Here is a 22634-nt window from a genome sequence, read left to right as displayed (position 1 = left end):
CTAGGCTGGCCGACTCGTTCAGACACGGCCAGCCTCAACCCTATTTTGCTTTTATCCCATTAAAAACTTGCGTAATTTGCTGTAGCGATAGGCCAAATAGCGATTCAACAATCTCAGCAATTTGTTGTTCATCACCAATAAAATGATAAGTATTTTGAAAATGTTGATGACTTTGGTCTATTTTAAGTGCCACTGCACTGGAAGACGTTTCCATTTCATAAAATGGACCAAATGGCCCCGTCCCATCGATCAGCCCATCATTAAAAATATTAATGATATCACCACCGTAAGGTTGATAACCTTCTTCATACCAGACTGAATTATTATAGAGTGCATCTGGTGCGCCAAGCTGATATTCAAACACAGTTAGTAACTTTCTATCACTATCATAACTACCCACTAATGAGGGTGAATTGGCCGCGGGGATGCCAATTTTATTCATATAGTTGGCATCCGTTTTGTAGTACACAATATTATTTTGTATGCGGGTATGAGTGTTTAACGTTGGGGTAAAATAACTTGTTACTTCTTCTAATTCACCACGAAGCGGAATAAACACTGTGGTGTGATCGCTTGGATGAAATGCCCCTAATTCCCAAATCGATAATATCCCAGTATCTTGATGCCAATCCTTATCGCCTATATTGGTAATTTTAGTGACTGCAGAAAAGCCTACAACATTCAGGTTATCTTTGAATTTAATATCGAGATTTTGCTGTATTTGTGTTGTGTTAAATAACCGAATATTACGCTCAACATTCACCCTAAAAGTAAAACCAAAATGATTACGAAGACTGATTGACTGAACAAATTCAACACTCGACTCGTTGCTAAACTTGAGGGTAAATGGCTCAGTAGACACTGCGCTGGGAACTTGAATATTTGCCGCTATTCTTGATTCGTTTGGCCTGAAAAATACCGAGTACGGTCCAGTTTCTGGACCAAACCATAAGCGCGATGCGCCACCAGTCACAGAATTATTGTCTTCGTTTGCCTTACCCATGTATTCGACGTTGAACCACCCCAAACTATTGCCACTATCACCGTTAGCAGAGGTAACCATTACGCGCCCTTGAAACTCAGCGAGTACCGCTGCTCGCGCCTTACCATTTCGTAAAACAATTGGCTTATGTACCTGCGACATAATATCAACGGCGCGATCAAAAGACATAGGAATAGACGCTTGTACAGCGGTATTTACGGCCAAGTTTAGCCCCATAACGATAACCTGCAATTTTGCCATTTTGTACATAGGTGCCCTACCTTAATTTTTTAGGATAATTAAGGCACTATTACACAGGTATAAATTATTGTTAACATTTAATTGCCATCAATTATTGGTTTTTTTAAAAATCCTTGAACAACAAAGCGCGCTTCAATTTTTTAATGGTAGGCTATTAAAAATAGCGTTTTGCCACCTAACTAAAATTTAGCAGAAACACCCACTTGGAAACGGCGGCCCGCATACTGAAGTTTAGTGACACGTTCACGCACGTCAGCATATTCGAGAATATTTTCATTAGTTAGGTTAATGACTTCAGCATTAAGAGTGAAATTGTCATTGATATCGTAAGAAGTACTAAAATCAATCTGACCATAATCATCTGCATGTTTAGGTAACCCGCCACCTACCTCACTTTGACGTTGCATAAGAAATGCTTCACGCCAGTTATAAGCTAAACGGGCTTGAAAACCCTCTCTATCGTAAAACGCGATGATGTTATAGGCATTTTGTGAAAACCCTTCTACACCGCTACCAGGAGACAATACCCCTGCTTGCTCAAAGATATCCGCATCACTATCGGAGCTATCTGTATAGGTGTAGTTGGCTTGAATACCAAATCCACTCAACCAGCTAGGTAAGTAATCAAAATAGTGCAGCGCCGCCAATTCCACGCCATTTAATTTAACGCCACTGCGGTTACTTTTTTGGGTAACGGTTTCTCTTACATCCCAATCGTCGGTGCCGTCAAAGTCACGGTCAACGTCAAAGCCAGAGTCTTGCACAAAGGTTTGCGTTGATATCCAGCTACTAAAATCTTTGGTAAAAAAGTTTAAACTATAAGCATTGCCATTGTCTTGATAGTACTCTAATGCAAGATCAAATTGTGTCGCCAAATAGGGGTCTAAATATGGGTTGCCTTGGCTTCTGCTGTATTCAGTTAATCGCACTCCAGAAACAGACATATTGACGCCCACATCTTCTAACGCGGGACGTGTTAACACTTTGGCCGCTGAGCCTTTGATAAGAAAACCGTTGTTAAAATTCAAGTTTAAGTTAGCACTTGGGAGTATCTCTTGATAAGACGTATCAGCATCGGTAAAAGTAGGTTCTGAAGTAGAAATAAGGATCAATTCACCATCATCTTGAACCACCTCATCCATCTGAATATCAAGTACCTGAATCGCGAAACCTTCTGAGGTATTTTGCGTATCCACATAACGCACCCCAACATTTCCTGTCCAGGTGAAAGCGTTAGTTTCGCCCTCTAGATTTAGCTGAGAATATAACGCCAAAATTTGTTCACTGTTTTCAACTGACGCATTTGGGACCAATTCGTTGACCCCCCAGGCGTTATCTTGCGAAATGCTGCGCATTGCTGCGCTGTAATCTGCAACACTATTAATAAAAATGAAGTTGCGAGGAAAGTTACCGCTGACTTCAGACAAAAAATCACTGTTACTATTCACCGAAAAGAGACTGTCATCTAAATCGATTAAGGTACCGCAAGTATTCACCTCTGCGGATCCACATTGACTGTTATCAGAATTAAATTGTTGCAGAGACTTGGTACGGTCCGTATAGGACAAACCAAAGTCAATACTTCGCATCATGCCAGAGTCTAACTCGTAACTCCCATTAAACTTTGCTTCTAATACTTCATCCTCAAGCTCATCTCGCGAAAGGCGATTCCAGTGAGCTTTAATGCCGGCAGGATCATTCCATGCGATGCTAGAGTCAATATTAATGACATCTGAGCCACGACTATCAAACGCGATATAGTCTGAATCAACTAAGCCTTGTTGATTGATGATATTAGGTACATATTGCTCTAGACGAGGTTCAGATTCGGCTTTTGAATAGGCAACATCCACTTCGTATGTCCACTTATCATCATAGATAAATGCATTGTATCCAATCGCAAAAGTGTTGGAGCTTTCTGCTCTAGTTTGAAACAAACCATCTAGAGGATCAGCACTTTTACGAGCAGCCAAAATGGTGTTATTTTCTGAAACCACCACATTTTCAAAGCCGTCTCGATGCAATGGAGCTTGCATGCCGTTGCTAAACGCATCACGTTCAAAATCGGTATAAAACACATCTACGGTATGGGTGACGTCAAGCGTAGGTGCGTATTGCAAGGTTAAGTTAGCGCTGGTTCGTGTGCGATCTTCGTTGTCGGTCATAAACTGGGCGCGGCCCGGATACCACAATGTACCAGATGACACCGCATTACCACTTTCATCCACTATGGGGCCGGGAGCACGCTGGGTATCATCTGCCTGTACATTGTCCCAAAACGCGGTTTCGTGGGCATCAATTCGGTTTTCAGTTTTGGTATGTGAAAATCCTAGTAACACCCCCACAGAATTGTCGTTAAAGGTATTACTGTATATGCCCGACAATTTGGGTGTGAATTTTTCGGCAAGGTCGTTATATTTGAAATTAAGCGATCCTGCGATATGCTCACCAGGGCTGCTCAGTGGCCTTGCGGTATTAATGGTGACGTAAGAGCCGATGCCACCTTCAGCATTATTGGCTCGCGAAGCTTTTATCACATCTGCACCCGAGATTAACTCTGAGGGCAACACTTGAAAATCAAACTCTCTGCCACGTTCAGAAGTGGCTAGCGTACGGTTATTTAATTTTACCGCATTAAATTTAGGACCCAAACCACGTACTGTAATCGCTGTGCCTTCGCCATTAGTGCGGGAAATCATCACACCACTGATACGCTGTAACGACTCAGCTACGTTTTGGTCGGGAAACTTTCCTATATCTTCCGCAACAATGCTATCTTGAATGGAGGCAGAATTTTTCTTTAGCTCCATTGATTCGTTTAGACTACTGCGTATGCCTCTCACTTGAATGACGTCAACATAACTGTCGTCTGCACCATCTTGTTGTTCCTGCGCTACGGCAACATTGGCGCCTAATGCTGTTGTAACAGCGACGCTAAGCGATAAAAGTTTGAACTTTCTAATAATTTTCATATGTATCCCGCTCGTTTTGATTTTTTGAGTGATGCCACTTCCAATGCCTCTTGGCACTGTCACTATCCTATTGAAGTCAAACGCGGGAAACTAACAAGATTTCAGCAACAAACAGCACTTAGCGCTCATATTTTAAATTTATGTTATAAATTTGTTTGATGCACCAGGGTGAAAAAGCAGAAGATAACGAACCCTAAAAAACCAACAAATAAAAATTTAAACACTTGTTATATAAGACTTTATATTTAAAATTAGACTGAAAATTATTAATATAAAAAATATGAAACTCACTAATTATTAACAACTAAGTCAAAAACATTGATACATAAATGTTATTTTTCTGCCCAACAACACTAAGCAACAACAACCATTAGACGTCACCGTTAATGGTGAAATTGCCCCTTAGATATAAGTTTAAAGACAGCTAAAAATACGCTCCTAAATACGTTTTTTAACATCTAAGCGATATTTATACGGGGTGGTATTAAATTGTTTTTTAAACTGTGCAATAAAGTGAGAGGGACTTGAAAAGTTTAATTCATAACTGATATCAGTTATCGAGCTATCGGTTTGGCTGATGAGCCTTGCAGCGCTATATAGCCGATGACGTAAACTATATTCTGAAAAGTTACAGCGAAATATTGATTTAAACATTCGTGAAAAATGCGAAGCAGAAACATGACACAATTCTGCCGCTTCAACTAACGTCAAATCCACTGATTTACTCTGGCGAAATAAATCAATAACCGGAGAGAGTTTGCCATAACCGATACTCGAGGTAATAGGCACACTATTGGGCGACACCACTGGCTTCGCATGTTCTGCAATCCAAAAAATCAACAACCTGAGCAAGGTCAAACTTTTTCCACTGAGTGGATTGTCTTGATAACTGTCATACAACCAACTCACTTGCTGTTGCACAATTGCTATATCTTTAGCCTGAAGGCGCAAATGTTGCCCCTGTTGAAAGATTGAACTGACCTTTTGTAATTCAGTTTCATTGAACAGCTCTGGCAAAAATTGAATGATATACCATGACTTTGGCCGTTCGCTGAGTTCAAAGTTGTGGGTTTCTAACGCTGGAGTGAATACGATGTCGTTATCAATGAGAGTCGATTCGCCCTGATTGTAATAATAACTACCATCTATCTGTTCAAAAATAATGAATTCATGCACTTCGTGAAAGTGCATAAAACACGAATAAGCATCTTCCTGTTGATATTCAACATGGTGAATCTCAAACTGATAGCTTTCTTCAATACAAAATGGTTCACAATAAACTTGTAGTTTTGCCACTGACCACCACCACATATATCTAACACTAATATTACAATTACCATGTAATATCCGCAAAAAAAAGCAAATATTTAACATTTTTAACTGGTTAACTAACAGTTATAGACGCACAATAATGTTTCAATTACGCTCGTAAAACTGCGAGTTCATTAATATAGTGAACATGATCAGATGAACGTTAATTAATATTAAGCTAATAAGAATCTAATAAGACCCACAAATAAACAGAGGTTATTACTGTTATCTGACTGGGCGAAAAAAGGTGTGTTAAATGAAACTGCAACAACTCGACTTTACCGTTTTTATTGCCTACGTCATTGGGCTGCTATGTATTGCACTATGGATATCCCGTAATGATCACAAAGGAGATCGAAATACTGAAGATTATTTTCTCGCCAGTAAATCGCTCCCATGGTGGGCGATAGGTGCGTCACTTATTGCCTCTAATATTTCAGCAGAACAAATTATTGGAATGTCAGGTTCTGGTTACGCAATTGGTCTAGCCATTGCCTCTTATGAATGGATGGCAGCAATAACGTTAGTGATTGTTGGCAAATACCTGCTACCTATATTTTTGAAAAATAATATTTTCACCATGCCTCAATATCTTGAGCAACGTTTTGATAGTCGAGTAAAAACCACCCTCGCGTTATTTTGGTTAGCGGTATTTATTTTTGTCAATCTTACCTCAGTATTGTGGTTAGGCGGTCTAGCCATTCAAACCGTAGCCGGTGTCGATTGGATGTTTGGCATGATCTTTTTGGCGGTATTTTCAGTGGCGTATTCGTTGTACGGTGGCTTAAAAGCCGTGGCTTATACCGACATCATTCAAGTCGTGTTACTGGTTTTTGGGGGACTGTTTTTAAGTTATCTGGCCCTTAACACCATAGCTGACGGCACCGGTTTCATCGCAGGGTTCAACATATTGACCGAAAAAATCCCCGGCCATTTCGACATGATATTAGAGACCGATAACCCCAACTATATGAGTTTACCCGGACTATCTGTTTTAATAGGTGGCCTATGGGTGATGAACATTGGTTACTGGGGATTTAACCAATACATTATTCAACGCGCATTAGCGGCAAAAAATATCCAAGAAGCACAAAAAGGCATAGCGTTTGCGGCTTTCCTAAAACTATTAATGCCTATTATTGTGGTACTGCCAGGCATCGCCGCAATTATTTTGTACCCTAATCTAACTTCACCTGACCAAGCTTATCCGTCAATGATGGGACTCATGCCTGTAGGTATAAAAGGTTTAGTATTTGCTGCATTGGTAGCGGCAATAGTGTCGTCACTCGCGTCAATGACTAACAGCATTTCAACCATATTTACCATGGATATATATAAAAATATCCTACCTTCAAAGAGTCAGCGTCACTACGTGCATATTGGGCGTATCGCGACTTTAGCTTCTTTATGTATCGCTTTGATTACTGCAGAACCATTGTTAGGTAAGTTTGACCAAGCCTTCCAATATATCCAAGAATTTACTGGACTATTTTCACCAGGAATTACCGCGATATTTTTAATGGGAATGTTTTGGAAACGCGCCACCTCCAGTGGCGCAATGGCTTCTGCGATAGGCTCTGCAGTATTTTCAGTGGCTTTTAAATTTTTATGGCCCGAATTACCCTTTATGGATCGTATTGGTTTAGTGTTTTTACTGTGTATTGCTTTAACGGTAGTGGTCTCCTTGTTAGGCGAAAAACCTGCAACAGACAGTTCAGTTAGTTTGGATGAAATCAATTTTAGCACCGAACGTAGCTTCAATATTTCCGCACTCGTTGTGGTGGTTATATTAGTGATTCTGTACGGCACTTGGTGGTAATTAGAGGTAAAAAATGGCGTGAATGAACCAACATTCACGCCATTAAATAAGATGTTTTTCAAGTCAATTAAAACCTGCTGTTACGGCTAATGCTTTCCACTTGAGGTAAGCAACAGATTTTTTTGATGGAACGCCAGTCAGTCTATTTAACATTGGATTCCCGATAAAAGCATTCGGGAATGACAAGGGGGCATTACCGTCGTTCCGGCAGTCTTTTAGCCGGAATCCACTTTTGTTGTTTTTACATCAAAAATTGAACAATCGATTATTAAAAGTTTTCTTAACTGATCGGCGTTAACTTTTACAGCAGTCTATTCATTCCAATATTTTCATCCTGATGTATCACCACTGGCCAACCGGGAAATTGGTTTTTACTATTATTTTCGGTTACATCAACCAAGAAACGGTAGGCTTGTATTTCATAGGTTTTGGCTTTGGTATCAAACTCAATAAAGCCAAAACCAGAGCCTTTTTCATGAGCATGGATATAACGATTGTCAGATTTACCTACAATAGGATTTCCTACCGCATACACGTATATTTTGTTGCCAAAACTATCTAGGTATTCGCCAGTTTGCGATAAACCGTGAGAAGGACGATTAGAATGGGCCAGGGGTAAATCATCAGGACGCCACCACCTTGGCCAACCAGCTGCAATAGCAGGGGTACAAAATGCCCAGTTGCTATCTCGTTGTTTATCGACACCATACTGAGATAACGTACCTAAATGCGTATCACCACAAATATGTAAGGCTTTAGATTGACGCATGATTTCAATGGCACGATTGCGCGCCGTAGCGGGCCAACCACTACAATCAAAATCATATTTCAAATAACGATCTGGTAACGGTTGATGAGTGGAAATACCAGCAAAAACAGTTTGGCTAATCACCGCTTTTAATGAATGCCCACGCCAGTCTTTGGCCCATTGCTCTAAAAAGGCTTCTTGACGTGTACCCAACAATTGTAAGTCTTCTCGGTCAAATGCAGGGTTAATATAGGCTGGCGCCTCACCTTGTCCGGTTTCGCCCACAACAATACCTAAACGGTCTGGTCCACTTTTCCACTGGCGATCAGCCAAAACCGCAAAGCCCACTCCTCCATAAACCATGTCTGTATAATAAACACTTAACCCTCTTTCTGACGGAGCCGGATCAACGGGATCGGGAAGGTGGGCAGTATGAGTAAGGTGAGTGACATTCACCATTTTAATGGGATTAATGTAACCACCCCATGCATCACTGCGACCTAATTTGTTCGCTTCCTCAGACATTTTTGCACCTGCTTCGCCCCAAAGGTTCCCTTGCATCACATCATGATCATCAGGTAAACATATGGTTGGAGCATTGCGCATGGCATCTCTAAATGCCCACCCAAATTGGTAAAACTTACGTAAATAATTCAGTATGGCCAGAGAGTCAGGATTGCGGATCAAACCAAAGCCACCATGATTCTCGTAGATCTGGTCACCAGAAAACAAAATCAAATCAGGATTGAGCTTTTCAACATTATTAGCAACCGGCGCATAAGGGAATGCGTAATCATTTTGGCAAGTTAGTGCCGCCATTCTCAGTTTTCGATTCACTGGATTTGCTTGCACGATACCATTAAAAAAATCTGGCATTTCACTACCATCACGGCGCTTCTCTCGGTAAACCACTCGATAGTGAGTATTTTGTTTTTCATCCCAGTTGGCAATTCTAAAGGTCGCCACCCACGCATCTGAGTCCAGTTTTGCACTAGCAATGGATTGCCAGCGTCCAGAGCGTTGCACTTCTAATTCAATCTGATGATTGTCTTTCGCCCCTAGAGGTCCAGTCAAAGCACTGAGTTTCAGTACAAAGCCTTCTGCAGTGCGAGTATCATTGAGGGTATACATTGTCCATAAGATGGGTCCAAACTTTTGTTCAGGTTGATGATTAAAAGCCTCCCCACCAATTGTCCATTGTGAAAACCGATACAGGCTTCCTTCAGGGTCGGCCGCAATCTCCGATGACTGGGTAAAGTTACTCACAACAGCGATATTTCCTAGCACTTTGTCAATGGCTACGAGATCATTAAGCTGACCAATTAGTTGCTTGCTTTCGGCAAGACGTGCTTCTACGGTTAAGGCAAATATTCCGGCACGCGGTTCTCCTCTTAGTGTTAACACCACCTCTTTATCGCCAACTAACTGGCTTAGGTTAGTGCGTTGTTCACCCAGTGCTAATTGATTATTAACAATACCTGCATCAAACCCATGTTGTACAAAACAGTTACTACGATATTCATCAATATCACTTTTTGCTCCTAAACGAATACCGGCACCGCCATCTACTTCCCCTATTTTGGTGCGTTTAAGCTGTAACGACAAATGAAACGGTTGATGCTTAATCAATTGGTGAACTAAAGAATGCACGCTACGGTTTCCACCTGTACTTGAACATTCCACCGCACCATCAACAACCTGCCAATCTTCCATAGGATTTGCCCAATATTCGCCACCAAGCCAAACGCGATCATGGGTTTGATTCCAAGAGTCAAGGCGCTTTTCATCCGAAAGATTAGGCATTTCTTTTTGTGTATTCTTTGCCGCTGACGAACATCCAATGGTGCTAGCAGCCAATCCTGCAGCGGCCAATTTTAACGCATCACGACGGGAAACTTGCTTTTTCATATGTCACCTTTTCATCTTTCGATTTCCAACCACCAAAATACTAGTCGCGGCCATGTTCAATCAAATTCAGTAATATAAACGAATGTATTTAACAGTATTTTAAGCGTGCTTATTTTGAAAAGTGCCCGCATCTAATATTTGTTTTCGGGTGGTGAATTTACAGATGTAATTCCAGTTCCAGCTTGCGTCATACTTATGGGTTAGTCCCCAAGGAATGCCCGGTGGCGGCAGGGTATTTTCTTTAAATTCTCTGAATAAACCTATGGCTTCAGGCGCCCCTTTTACGTGGGCTTTGATGTCAAAGTTAACGCCGTCTGGTGCAAACTGAATAGTATTTTTTTCTGGACCATCGGTGGTAATTAATGAGGCGATGCCTCCTTGATAATTCCACACCACGACTTCATGGCCACTGTTAGAAATAGGATTGAATTCTGACTTTTGGTAAGGCCCAAGTATGTCTTTAGCGATAGCCACACCATGTTTGATCTCGCGGCCACCCATGTTCATTTCTTCACCCATGGTTTCACCTTTGTAATAGAGGTAAAACTGACCATTAAAAAATAATAAGCAAGGATCATGTACCTTATGACTATCGAAACTGCCCTTAGACTTAACATGAAAACGGTTATCTTCACTGCCGCGCCATTGGCCATCCATAGAAGGACTTAAAATTGGTGCCTTGCTTTTATGCCATGGGCCATGGGGTGACTCAGCCCAAGCAATAGCAATATGTTCAAATTGACGGTTGGTGTAGGGAAATTGTACGGTTTGGTACACGAGATAATATTTACCCTGATGTATCAAAACCTCAGGCGTAAATACGGCTCGGTCGTCAAACTCACCCGCGTTACCCCGTTGAATCGCGGGACCTTGCTCTTTCCAAGTAATAGTATCTGTAGATGTTGCGTGCCAAACCTCGGTTAAATCCCAAGGAAACACCTTGTCGTCTGGATTAGCTGAGCCGAAACCTACCGTTTCACCCTGCCCCTTTGTGTACCAACAATGATAAACACCATCAACAAAAATGACTGATGTAGGGTCACGACGTATTACACCTTCTTCAAAGGCAAAGTCACCCTGTAAATCCACAACATCGAATTCAGTTAACCATTGTGGCCCTTGATTATCATAGCCACGCTCAATGGCTCGTTTACTGGCTAAACTCAATTTGGATTGCGACATCTTTTTACACCTTACGTAGGGGGCTCAAGCCGCCCCTTTGTTTAACATTAGTTCGATTTCTTCAATGGTTTTATTCTTGGTTTCAGGCATAATTTTAAGCATCAAGACATAACCAATTAAACCGCTAATGGCATAGAACAAGAAGATTTGAGACGCCCCAAGATTGGTTAATAACCAAGGGAAGAACTGCTGAACAAAATAACTTACCATACTTGATATAAACGCAAAGGTCGGAATCGCAATACCACGCACATGAGTGGGAAATAGCTCTGAAAACAGTACCCAAAGTACTGGCCCAATGGTCATGTGGAAAGCCATGATAAAACTGATGATACCGACCATGATAATAGCTACCGGGATAGTACCGGCACTTTGCAAAATTTCACCTTCGAATTGTCTAAAGGTGCCCTCGCCTAGCACATTAATCAGCGCCGCTTTAAATTCAAAATCGCTATGGAATATCTGACCAACCAGGCTTTCTAAGCCTTGCACTTGATGTTGAGTTGCAAGCTGCGCCACAAAATCAGCAGATAAACTATAGGTCGCCTGACCAAAGCCGTAGTAACAAATAAACAGACTGATGGTTACCCAAGCCAGCCCCCATACAGCTAGCGGCCTTCGACCCACTTTATCAATAAGTAAAATACCTAAAACGGTAAACAGCATTCCTGTAAAACCAACGATAACCGCATTAAGAAAAGCGGCATCGGTACCCACACCTAACTGTTCAAATACAGTTGGTGCATAGAATAAAATAGCGTTAATACCAGTTACTTGCTGGACAACCCCAAAAACAAAAGCAATGAACACCGCCATGCGCACACGTTGTTCAAATAAATATTTAAACGACTTCAAGAAGGGTGTGTTGTCGTCTGTGCCTTTAAGGCTATCCTGAATCTGAGCTAACTCTTCATCAACTTTGGGGCCTTTACCAAAGGCATGTAACACCTCTTTGGCTTCATCCACATGCCCACGAAGTACCAACCAACGGGGGCTCTTTGGAATAGTGAATAACAAAACAAACCACACAATAGCAGGCAAAATTTCGATGGCTAACATCCAGCGCCAAGTGTGAGTGGTCAAACCAAGGTCAATGACCCATTGACTGGTACTTTGGGATAATTGCAACATGCCATAATTAATGAAATAAGCGGCAGAAAAGCCCACTACAATACTTATTTGCACCATGGCCACCAGACGCCCTCTTAACGCTGGAGGCGCAATTTCACCTATGTACATAGCGGCAACAGAAAGCGAAGTGAAGGCTAATCCACCAACAAATCGCGCAACAACAAGGCTTTCGTAATTGGGCGCAAAAGTAGAAGCAATAGCAGAGAATATATAAATGAAGGAAATACCGATGAGAGTTTTTTTACGGCCAATTCGGTTACAGGCAAAACCAGTAAACATCAGAGCAAACAACACGGCTAACCCTGGTGCACTCACCATTGTGCCTATTTGCATATCAGATAAGCCAAAATCCGCTGATACAAATTTAATCGTACCTGATATTAGTGCGGCATCCAGCCCTAATATAAAAGCACCAAAAGAAACAACGATGGCGCAATAATAGACACTGTGAAATTTTTGACCCATAACATTTACTCTGTTAACAAAAGCGTTAGCTTATACTAACGTAACAATCTTATTTTGTTAACAATTAAATAGATACAATTGAAATTAAATGACATCGCCATAAACAGGACTCGTAACTTTATCAACTGGTGTTGACGGAGCGGACCATGTTTCTCATGGCGTTCGTTGACAGGCAATTTATTGACTTGACCAGTTGATTAACTTTTGTAAATGCAAAGTCGAACTCAATAACAGATGGCTTACCTGCAACACCCCAGACTGATGGGCCTTTTCTAGTTTAGCTCCACTGAGCTTGGTCAACGCGTCCTTATTAAACGCATACAAACCGTTTAGAGAGGCCTTCTCTTGATTAGCTAACTCTATATTCAAGGTAACTGATTCTATTAATTCAAGTTTATTGGCTTCTTCTAACAATGCTCTTGTTTGCTCAGTGCCCGACATTAACTCGGCAAAGGTTTTTTGTATTTTTTGTAAATATGCGCTTGGATTGCCTTGTTCATCAAACAAGGCCTGCCCCAACTTGGTACCCACTTGTTCGCTGGAAACATCAATAGCAATACGACCTTCACTCAAATTACTCTGATCTGGCACAAAGGCCTGAAACGGACGACGTAAAATATCCAAGGGTAAATAAGTTGCTTGCCACTGGTTATCTTTTAAATACAAATTTTCCCCGGACTTAAGACCTAAAATTGCCACCAACTGGAATTGCTCCGACTCAGGGCTTTTGCTAATGAATATCGCATATTCATGCACTAAGGTACTTAATTCACCAATAGTGACGGCAGCAGTATTGGTTTGGTTGTGTTTGCAATTCGTTAGCTGGTTATTAATCCGCAATTTTTGATGTTTTACGTTATCTAATAGTTCTAATGTTGATGTCATGATTACCTCTAGATTAATACTAATAAAGTTGCAAAGCCCTATTTAATAACACTTTTTAGTAGTCTCTACTGTTATATAACTCAAACACTTTGTCAACAATCAACAAACCCGGTATGACCCGGGCTTTTATTGATTTTTTGGGCGATCCTTAGGGATCAACTTTATTGACTATGGAATAGCAATCAAACGTACATCATCAATGTGATATTGCGCGTTGGCTTCAGGAAGTGTGATATTTAACATCATCGTTTCAGATGACCAATCTACATTTGAGCTTCTACCAAATTCTTCAGTAATGATAATATCGTTAGGTGAATCATCCGGCCCCCAAGTCGAGCCATTGCCATTTGCTGCAATGATTTCTATTCCATTAGATAACCCAATATTGAAGGTCACTTGTGTATTAGCATCTACAGCATAGAGCGTATCATGGTTTAACAGTTGCGCGTTTATTGCAACTGCATATCGACCACCCGTTCTGATAGCTCCCATCTTAACCGGTAAACTAATGGTTACACCGTCAGTTGCACCAGTTGTATCAACATATAATTTGTTCATGCCGTCAACTTCACGCACTTCAGCTATTCCAGCATCTGCATTGATAGCTTCACCACCTTCAAATGTTCCGGCATCATCAACTAACATGTCGTGAACGTCAGTATCAAAATGACCAAACTTAACCATGTTCAAGTCATCAATATCGTGTCTTCCACCAGAATAAGAATCGTCATATTTCAGTAATCCCAAATGAACGGGTAACGTTTCGTAGCCATTCCAATTACCAGACTCATTGGTATTAATCATTTGAACATGTTCCATCCAATTATTTAGACTTTGATCGAAATATCTTGTTCCCCACCAAAAGCGGTTATTAAGATCTGTATCACCAACATCTGTATATAAAGTAACATAAGGATTCCCATTCACACCATTTGACGCTTCATTACGTAACCAATATGACATGGCGTACTTCTGATTATCTTCCAAACTAGTAAGGATATTCTTTATTTCAAAGTGACAGAAACTCCCTTCCATAAGCATGCCGTAGTCGCCAGTATGTGCTGATGCACTGCGAATTTCTTTAGATGGACATCCCCATCCAGCCCAACCCCATTCAAACCCACCTGGATTGGTGGTTTGGTCTAAAGGACCAACTTGTGATTGATCTTCGAATCCAACACTAAAACCAGTTGCAGCGATTAGATTAGTTTGTTGACCATTGATAACGACAGTTAACTCGGGCACTCCGTCTGACATATTTCCTTGATCATCAGATACTCGATAGGTCACCTTTTGTTGGATAGACTTACCAGCCTGAACATCATTAAAAAACGCGTGAGGGTCAATAGATAACATACTTCCGTCAATAGAGTATCCGTAAGGAAGTGCTTCTCCATTTAACATGACGTCACTAATGACAATGGGATCTCCTTCACGTTCATCAATCTCATTTTGTAAATCGACTGTATAAAGGGTATCGGTTTCATTTAGTTCAGCTGTTTTAAAATAATTCAGTACTAAAGGCGCACCAGGAATATCTTGAACACCTAATACGTTAATAATCATAGTCTGCTCAATGTCAAACCTATGGTCACTAACGGTATAACTGAATTTGAATTCCACTTTCTGACCGTCTGGGATAGAGGATTCTACTGCCGATATATCCACCTCTACTTCAGCTCCATTACCATTTGGGGTAATAGGTAAATCATACAAATTACCGCTATCAGCCACAAAGTTCGTAACCGTTAGCAATTCATTATCTGCATCAAATACAGTCGCCAATAGATTGACCGAACCAACACCAGCATCACGGGTAAAATTACCTACAACAGGCCCATTTGACACAGGTGCAAAATCTTCACCTGTAAAGGTTAAGGTAGCAGTACGCGGGGTTTTATTGACACCATCAGATATATTGTATGACACCACTATGGTGTGCATTTCACCATCATCTAAATAGGGAGCGATAGCAAGCGAGCGAACCCCTAATTGATTACCGTTAAGCTCTGCACCGGCATCCATAATATCTTCAGACCGAGAGCCACTGCCCTCAATCACAACGTCAGTAACCCTTAGAAAGTTACCGTCAGCATCTCTCGCCACCCCTTCGCCTGAAGAAGCGCCTGAAGGAGTACCTAACAAATCAATAAAGGTAATCTCGTCTTTTTCATTAAAAGCTAATACGATATCTCCACCATGAGTAGGCGCCACCGTATTTGCTTGCACTTCTGGCTTAAAATCACCTGAAGAGTCATCACATCCTACCAAGGCAATTGCAATTGAGCTTGCTAACAAAGCTCTGAATGTTTTAATTTTATTCATAATATTTCTACCAATATCCTGTTCTAGACAAATGCGGAATTTCTTCCCCATAGCTATATAAATCCTTAGAAGTTCACCCGTAGGCCTAAACGGTAAGTCGTACCGACTTTATACTTGGTGTAAGTACGATGCGTAGGGGCATCTCCGTCTAGTGGGTTGCCTTCTTCTAGAGCAACAAAGTCATAACCGGCAGCGTTGTCAGCATCTACTCGCACAACATTTAAGGTGCGGCTAGTAAAGTAGGTACGGTAAGCTTCGTCGGTTAAATTAATCGCTTGGAAAGTTAAGCTAATCTCCGGACTGATTTGATATGAAGCAGATATATCTAAAGTATTACGCCCTTCATTCCAAATTGAACCTTGGTTCCAGCTACGACCATATTGACCATTTGCCCAGTCTTTGCCCACTAAAGAGTCGGTGGTTCCTCTAAAGCTCAAGCGAATTTGATGACCGTCTTGCTCCCAGAAACCAGTAAAGTTGTAACTATGTTTTGGTGTATCTGCTACAGGATATGAGGGCAGTAACAGGTTAGGATCTATGGATGAATACTCTGACTCATATTCACTTTCTTGATAGGTATAGTTAGCTGACACACCTAAGCCAGCGGTCCATTGAGGTAGTCCAAACGCTTCCGGCAAGAAGTCGTAAGTTTGCACATAACCCAGTTCTACACCTTGAATTTCTGCATCTTTAGAATTAACCGTTTTCGTAACGGTCATGTTGGCACAATTATCCGCTGGATCACCGCTGTATGTAGTGGGATCTCCAGGTTGGTAGCCAAACTCAGTTGTCGCTCTAATCGGATGACAAGCGGCAAGATCACCATCACTGGTCAAAATCAAATCATTGCCACTTTCAGGCGCATCGGCGGCGTCCCTTACACTATTAACAAAAGATAATGTTGTTTCACGATCAGTAAAGTTAGACATATCTTTTCTAAAGTATGCAACGCTCAACATACTGGAATCGTTAAAGTACCACTCTAAAGATAAATCTAAGTTGTTCGATTCTAGCGGCTCTAATTGGGTGTTATACATATCAACACGGCCAACATTTAAATTGCCACTACCCCAGTAACTACCTTCAGTCACTTTATAACCCGGGCGAAGTAAATCAATCTCAGGACGCGTCATGGTTTTTGATACCGCAAATCTACCGACAAATTCATCGGAGAAGGCGTAGTTTAAATTTAAGCTAGGTAGTACATTGCTATACTCATGGGTTTTATAGGCAGGTATTGCGGCGACTTCGTTATTAGTAGACGTGCCCCAAGAATAATTGGTATTAACGCCAGAGGTTTGCCCATTCCATTCAGGCAAGTTATCCCAACCGTAAGTGCGGCTAGTATTAACGTCAGCATATCGCCACATGGACTGCCACAATAAGTTGTAGTCCGATAGAGTTGGCGCACTACCCTCACCCGTGCGGAAAAGCGTTAACGCGTCAGCATAGTCTGCAAACAAGGTATCATGGCATGGACCGACATCAGGCGTTCTCACCCAAGTGGAAGGATCGGGTCCTGCACTAGTATCCCAGCCTAATCCATCAACACGCTGATATTTTTGTTCGTAATCTTGAACAATTCCATCAGATCCTAAGTTTAACGTTGGGCATTCTGGTAACGACCTATCTGCTAACTCAGAAAGAGTGTGTCTATCAATCTCACGCTCTAAGTCAGACCCGCCCTGTTCGAAATAACTCATACCTGAGTAACCATAAGCTTCTATTTCAGTCTCAACGTAACGAACCCCTACGTCTCCAGTTAACTTTCCATCAAATAACTCAAAATTAGCTTTAAGGTAAAAGGCATTAGTATCGATATTAGTTTCACGAGAAGCAGTGTTATCTACGTTTCTGATAACATCTCCGTCACCCAATACCATTTCTTTTGCGAGTTTGACGTCAATCGGTGTCCAATTTTGAGTCGCACCTTCTCGGCCATAACCGAGTGACGCCATAAAATCATCATATTCAATTGGATCGCCTGCGATTAAATCACCACGAATATCCGCTAACGAACCACCCAGTTCAACAACAGTTTGTCCGGTAATAGGATCTGTTATGATTTCAGTTGCTTGCAAAGATTGGAAGCTATACGCCTGGTCGTCAACGTCTTTGTTACGAGAAGACACTTTGGCACCAAATTCAATAGAGGTAATACCAAATTCGTCAATATCCCAATCAAAATCAACTTGCGCATTGGTGATGGTATCTTCAACATTACGATCAGATTCGCCAATATAGCCTAGGAAAAAAGACGAAACATCTTGAGGGTTAAAACCAGTTGAAGCGATATTATCAATGTTACCCGCAATACGTTGTCCATCTTCATTAGTATAAGCGTATAAATTCTCACCCAAATCGACTAAAGAGTTACCGTAAACCATTCTGCAAGTGTCAGAACCGCCAGTACAGTCAACACCCACCGGCTGAATAGCAGCACCGGCATCGTACAGTGCAAAACCTGGTACCTGCTGGTAATTCTCCATTACAGTATAAGCGTTTGGCATACTTTCTGAATTACTAAACGAGTGGCCGACTTGCGCTTCCATACGTAAGGTATCAGTGAATTCTGTTTTGAAATTTAACGTTGCACTGAAGTTTTCGTTTTCGGTGCCTCCATCTGAACGAACCATATTGCCGTTACCGTAACGGTTAACACGTTTGGTCATATCGTAAGTAGAAGTATCGACTTGGAGCCAGTCAATTGGATCATTAAAAGGGTTAGGCGGTCTTACGAAACTTGAGGGCACCTCACCTTCAATCCAGTTGGGGTTGTTTGAAAAACTTTTAGTTTGAATAGCATCATATGTTCGGACCAAATCTTGTTTGCTATAGGTCATATCGAACATTAGTTCGCTAACGTCATTTGGCAAAAATTGAATACCCAAAGACAGACCTTGACGGTTACTTTCATTTTGATGAAGCTCGTAACTGGCTATGTTGGGCTCGATAACTTTAACACCGGATATCACGTCACCATTTTGATCAACGGCCTGTGCATACTCTTGTGATTCAACAAAGTTACCTGCGTTATATTGGTCCTTACGATAGGCGTTTGATTCGTCATATACAGTCAATGCCACACCTAAGGTTTCATCGAGAAACTTCTCTGTCGCTGAAAACTGTATTTTATGATTGGTTTTGTCTGCAAAGTCATTATAGCGACCTTGCGCGGTAAACGAACGAACGGCTTCAGCCTGGTTTAGTGGCCTTATAGTAACCAGATTAACTGACGCCCCTAAAGACCCTTCATCATGATCAGCACTTGGGGTTTTTACCACTTCAAGCTTTGATAAAATATCAGCAGAAAAAGAACTCAAATCAACAGCTTGTGAAAAATCTGTAGACGTCAGCGTTTGACCATTTAGAGTAATATTATTTTGGTTAGCATCAGCGCCACGTACAGTAATCTGTGTCCCTTCTCCGTCGCTACTGACAACAGTAACGCCGGTAACACGACCAAGAGCATCGGCAATGTTTTGGTCGGTTGATTTGCCGATGTCTTCGGCATTGATCGAGTCCATCACGTTCTGTGAAAAGCGTTTGTCATTTAAGGACTTTAAAAGACTACCTTTAAGGCCTTTAATTTCAATGACCTCTGTATCATCCTGAGTTTTCGTCTCGATTTCGTTTGCTTGCTGAGCATAAGCACCAACGCTTGTTGCGGCTAAAACCGCTAAGCATATTGAGCTCAGCCTAAATTTCTGCTTTGCCTTTATCATTGTGTTGTCCCAAGTTTTTTGTTTTTGTGTTTCTTGTGTCATTTACATCAACGACATAGTTAACCGACAACTAAGTCGTTCTGTGCAATTTAACGACACTTTAGACTTCCTAAGATCCACTTGTCAACACATTTTTGTTAACAATCTTCAGTTAACCATTTCATTTTTGTTTACATAATGTGAATAACAAAAGGAATTATTTCTGCAGACACTAGGTTAAAGCTAAACCTCAGCAAAGCATTACTCAATATGGGGTAAAATCCGAATTAGGATTTTAAAACCACCGCACAAATGTAAAGTCAATGTAAATAAAAACAACAAAAATAAAATTCTAATATAAACAAAGAGTCATTATTCACACTAAATATTGTTAACAATTTTTATTTGACAATATTGAAAATGACATATATTTGATATACAGTTCAATTTATATTTCCATTCTACTTTCTTAAAAGGTTTACAATGTTAGGGCGCTCACAATTTTACTTGCTAGGTTTAATTATTTGTTTAATGGGTTGTCAGCAAGACACCACTTTATCCTCTATTGACAAGCAAGATACGAATAAGCTTATCCAGTTAGTTAGTTTCAATAATGGAAATATTCCCGCAACTATTAAATTAATGAACGCCAATGGTAAAGTCATTGATGAAGGGTTAGCAATAAATTTTGAATCAAAGCAACATGCTTATTCAGCAGTGTCTATTGTTCCCAGCAAGCCTTATGACTGGAGTCAATTTAAAGACTTTAATATTGCATTTGATATTGCCAATCATGGGCTGTATTCCACACAATTAAAGTTTGATGTTACTGATATTGACGGTAAAAACTACACTCGCGCTATTAGCGTACCCGTAGGCGGCAAACAAACCTATTACGGTAAAATGTCGGGACACGATTTACAGCAACCAGAAGGAGACGAAACCATTGAGCTTAACTTTGCTTCAGGTTTACGTTCTAATCCCGCAACTTGGAGTAGCGAAGATAAGCAATTTGTCTCAATGTGGGGCTCGAAATTATTGAATCTATCCGGTATTACGAAAATTTCCTTAAGTGTACAAGACGCCTTACACAACAAATCTATTATATTGAGTAATGTGCGATTACGTAAAAACCCTCCTAAAGATCCTGATTTTCTTTCAGGCATAGTCGACCAATATGGTCAAAATGCTAAGTTTGATTTTGCTACAAAGATCCACTCCGATGAAGAATTAGCTCAAGTCACAGCGAAAGAGCTCGCTTCATTTTCTGCAAGTAAGCCAAAAGAACGAAGTAAATTCAATGGTTGGAAACAAGGCCCTAAACTTGATGCAACAGGTTACTTTAGAACGCAAAAAGTAGATGGGAAATGGTGGTTAGTTGATCCACAAGGCTATTTATATTTCGCCACCGGTTTAGACATCATTCGCCTATCTAATTCGACCACTATTACCGGTTATGATTTTGATAAAAAGCAAATTAAAGAAAAACACAAAGACGATCTGACTCCTGAAGATTCACAGGGGTTAAATAGAGTAAGCGATAAAGCGATTGCGACTCGTTATGTAGCTTCAGAAAAGCGGAAAAATATGTTTTCCTGGTTGCCTAGTTACGAAGCGCCTCTCGGTAAACATTATGGATACCGACGCAGCGTGCATTCTGGGGCCCTTAAAAAGGGCGAAACCTACAGCTTTTATTCAGCTAATCTAGAGAGAAAATATGGTGATAATTATATGGCGCAATGGAATGAGGTCACTGTAAAACGCATGCTTAATTGGGGATTTACCTCCCTAGGTAACTGGACTGATCCAGCGTTTTATCAAAATGACCAAATCCCCTACTTTGCGAACGGTTGGATCACCGGCGATTACAAAACAGTTTCAAGTGGCAACGATTTTTGGGCGCCTATGCCAGACGTATTTGATCCTGAATTTGAGCAACGAGCCAATTTAACAGCCAGCATCGTTGCTTCTGAGGTTCAAGATAATCCTTGGTGTGTGGGGGTTTTCATAGACAATGAAAAAAGTTTTGGCCGCCCGGATTCCGTTACATCTCACTATGGAATTGTACTTCATACTCTTAGACGAAACGGTGCTGATGTGCCTACAAAAGCTGAGTTCACTCGACTAATGAAAAAGCAGTATGGCGAGGTATCGGCGTTAAATACAGCGTGGAATAAAAATATTTCGGACTGGGATGCGTTTAATTCAGGGATTAACTCTGACATCAACACAGATCAACAACTTCAGGATTATGGTGTGTTATTGGGCGCATACGCCTCTAAATATTTTAAAACTGTACACGATGCAGTAGAAAAACACCTTCCTAACCATATGTATTTAGGTTCAAGATTTCCCGATTGGGGTATGCCAATTGAGGTTGTTAAAGCTGCGGCCCAATATGCTGACGTGGTCAGTTACAATGCCTATAAAGAGGGACTACGTAAAGATAAATGGGAATTTTTAAAAGACATCGACAAACCTAGTATTATTGGCGAATTTCATATTGGCGCTTCTGACTCTGGCTTATATCATCCAGGCTTGATTCAAGCAGCTAATCAGGAAGACCGTGCAAAAATGTTCGAAGATTATATGCAGTCAGTGATTGATAACCCATATTTTGTTGGCGCTCACTGGTTTCAATATATGGACTCTCCTATTACTGGTCGAGCCTATGACGGTGAAAACTATAATGTGGGATTTGTTAATGTCACGGATACACCTTATCCACATATGGTAAAGTCAGCGAAAACAGTCAACAGCAAAATTTATCAGGCACGTTTTCAACAATAACCAGTAAATGAACGCATATCTTCAGTAAAACCAAGATGTAGCTTAGAATATGTCCCATACAATTGACGTATTCTAAGCTACTTTCTCCTCTCTTTAATCAAATCCACACCCCACTATATTGTCTCTTTGACTACGACCCAAAGATGCCAAG

The 22634-nt window shown here is 40.9% G+C and carries 11 protein-coding genes; 2 read left to right on the top strand and 9 right to left on the bottom strand.

The window, feature by feature from the left end:
* Positions 1–40: 40 nt before the first annotated feature.
* The 3 genes from ABJK37_RS03590 to ABJK37_RS03580 all read right to left on the bottom strand — a co-directional run bounded on the left by ABJK37_RS03590 (position 41) and on the right by ABJK37_RS03580 (position 5511).
* On the bottom strand, positions 41–1252 hold the full coding sequence (locus ABJK37_RS03590; RefSeq protein WP_348350199.1) for a DUF6786 family protein: 1212 nt from the start codon (positions 1250–1252) through the stop codon (positions 41–43).
* 170 nt (positions 1253–1422) lie between these two features.
* The gene (locus ABJK37_RS03585; RefSeq protein WP_348350197.1) at positions 1423–4215 is read right to left on the bottom strand and encodes a TonB-dependent receptor; all 2793 of its coding nucleotides are present in this window, start codon (positions 4213–4215) and stop codon (positions 1423–1425) included.
* A gap of 438 nt (positions 4216–4653) precedes the next feature.
* Positions 4654–5511, bottom strand: coding sequence for a helix-turn-helix transcriptional regulator (locus ABJK37_RS03580; RefSeq protein ID WP_348350195.1), 858 nt, complete (start codon positions 5509–5511; stop codon positions 4654–4656).
* Between the two features lie 271 nt (positions 5512–5782).
* On the opposite strand from ABJK37_RS03580, the gene ABJK37_RS03575 reads away from it, so the two are divergent.
* Entirely contained in the window at positions 5783–7345 is a 1563-nt protein-coding gene (locus ABJK37_RS03575; protein WP_348350193.1) for a sodium/sugar symporter, read from the top strand.
* Between the two features lie 301 nt (positions 7346–7646).
* Here the strand turns inward: ABJK37_RS03575 and ABJK37_RS03570 are convergent, their stop codons facing one another.
* From ABJK37_RS03570 to ABJK37_RS03545, 6 genes are all read right to left on the bottom strand, one after another.
* Complete coding sequence (locus ABJK37_RS03570; protein WP_348350191.1) at positions 7647–10001, bottom strand: alkaline phosphatase D family protein; 2355 nt, start codon at positions 9999–10001, stop codon at positions 7647–7649.
* Positions 10002–10100: 99 nt separating this feature from the next.
* Positions 10101–11183: a family 43 glycosylhydrolase gene (locus ABJK37_RS03565; protein ID WP_348350189.1), complete on the bottom strand. Its 1083-nt coding sequence runs from the start codon at positions 11181–11183 to the stop codon at positions 10101–10103.
* 24 nt (positions 11184–11207) lie between these two features.
* The gene (locus ABJK37_RS03560; RefSeq protein WP_348350187.1) at positions 11208–12779 is read right to left on the bottom strand and encodes an MFS transporter; all 1572 of its coding nucleotides are present in this window, start codon (positions 12777–12779) and stop codon (positions 11208–11210) included.
* Between the two features lie 177 nt (positions 12780–12956).
* Positions 12957–13664, bottom strand: coding sequence for a SapC family protein (locus ABJK37_RS03555; RefSeq protein ID WP_348350185.1), 708 nt, complete (start codon positions 13662–13664; stop codon positions 12957–12959).
* Between the two features lie 168 nt (positions 13665–13832).
* A complete protein-coding gene (locus ABJK37_RS03550; protein ID WP_348350183.1) occupies positions 13833–15989 on the bottom strand; it encodes a hypothetical protein in 2157 nt (718 codons plus the stop codon).
* Between the two features lie 65 nt (positions 15990–16054).
* Positions 16055–19714 (bottom strand): TonB-dependent receptor, encoded by a 3660-nt coding sequence (locus ABJK37_RS03545; protein WP_348350181.1) that lies wholly within the window; start codon positions 19712–19714, stop codon positions 16055–16057.
* Positions 19715–20176: 462 nt separating this feature from the next.
* On the opposite strand from ABJK37_RS03545, the gene ABJK37_RS03540 reads away from it, so the two are divergent.
* Positions 20177–22483, top strand: coding sequence for an agarase (locus ABJK37_RS03540; protein ID WP_348350179.1), 2307 nt, complete (start codon positions 20177–20179; stop codon positions 22481–22483).
* Positions 22484–22634: the final 151 nt, after the last annotated feature.

This window comes from Paraglaciecola sp. (assembly GCF_039964565.1).
Lineage (GTDB): Bacteria > Pseudomonadota > Gammaproteobacteria > Enterobacterales > Alteromonadaceae > Paraglaciecola.
The sequence above is the reverse complement of the archived record's forward strand: the minus strand, read 5'-3'. Positions and strand labels throughout refer to the sequence as shown.

What these genes read in the sequence shown, in the direction of transcription:
- ABJK37_RS03560 (WP_348350187.1), bottom strand. Translation starts at nt 12,779, where the DNA reads ATGGGTCAAAAATTTCACAGTGTCTATTATTGCGCCATCGTTGTTTCT.
- ABJK37_RS03555 (WP_348350185.1), bottom strand. Translation starts at nt 13,664, where the DNA reads ATGACATCAACATTAGAACTATTAGATAACGTAAAACATCAAAAATTG.
- ABJK37_RS03570 (WP_348350191.1), bottom strand. Translation starts at nt 10,001, where the DNA reads ATGAAAAAGCAAGTTTCCCGTCGTGATGCGTTAAAATTGGCCGCTGCA.
- ABJK37_RS03540 (WP_348350179.1), top strand. Translation starts at nt 20,177, where the DNA reads ATGTTAGGGCGCTCACAATTTTACTTGCTAGGTTTAATTATTTGTTTA.
- ABJK37_RS03565 (WP_348350189.1), bottom strand. Translation starts at nt 11,183, where the DNA reads ATGTCGCAATCCAAATTGAGTTTAGCCAGTAAACGAGCCATTGAGCGT.
- ABJK37_RS03590 (WP_348350199.1), bottom strand. Translation starts at nt 1,252, where the DNA reads ATGTACAAAATGGCAAAATTGCAGGTTATCGTTATGGGGCTAAACTTG.
- ABJK37_RS03585 (WP_348350197.1), bottom strand. Translation starts at nt 4,215, where the DNA reads ATGAAAATTATTAGAAAGTTCAAACTTTTATCGCTTAGCGTCGCTGTT.
- ABJK37_RS03575 (WP_348350193.1), top strand. Translation starts at nt 5,783, where the DNA reads ATGAAACTGCAACAACTCGACTTTACCGTTTTTATTGCCTACGTCATT.
- ABJK37_RS03545 (WP_348350181.1), bottom strand. Translation starts at nt 19,714, where the DNA reads ATGATAAAGGCAAAGCAGAAATTTAGGCTGAGCTCAATATGCTTAGCG.
- ABJK37_RS03550 (WP_348350183.1), bottom strand. Translation starts at nt 15,989, where the DNA reads ATGAATAAAATTAAAACATTCAGAGCTTTGTTAGCAAGCTCAATTGCA.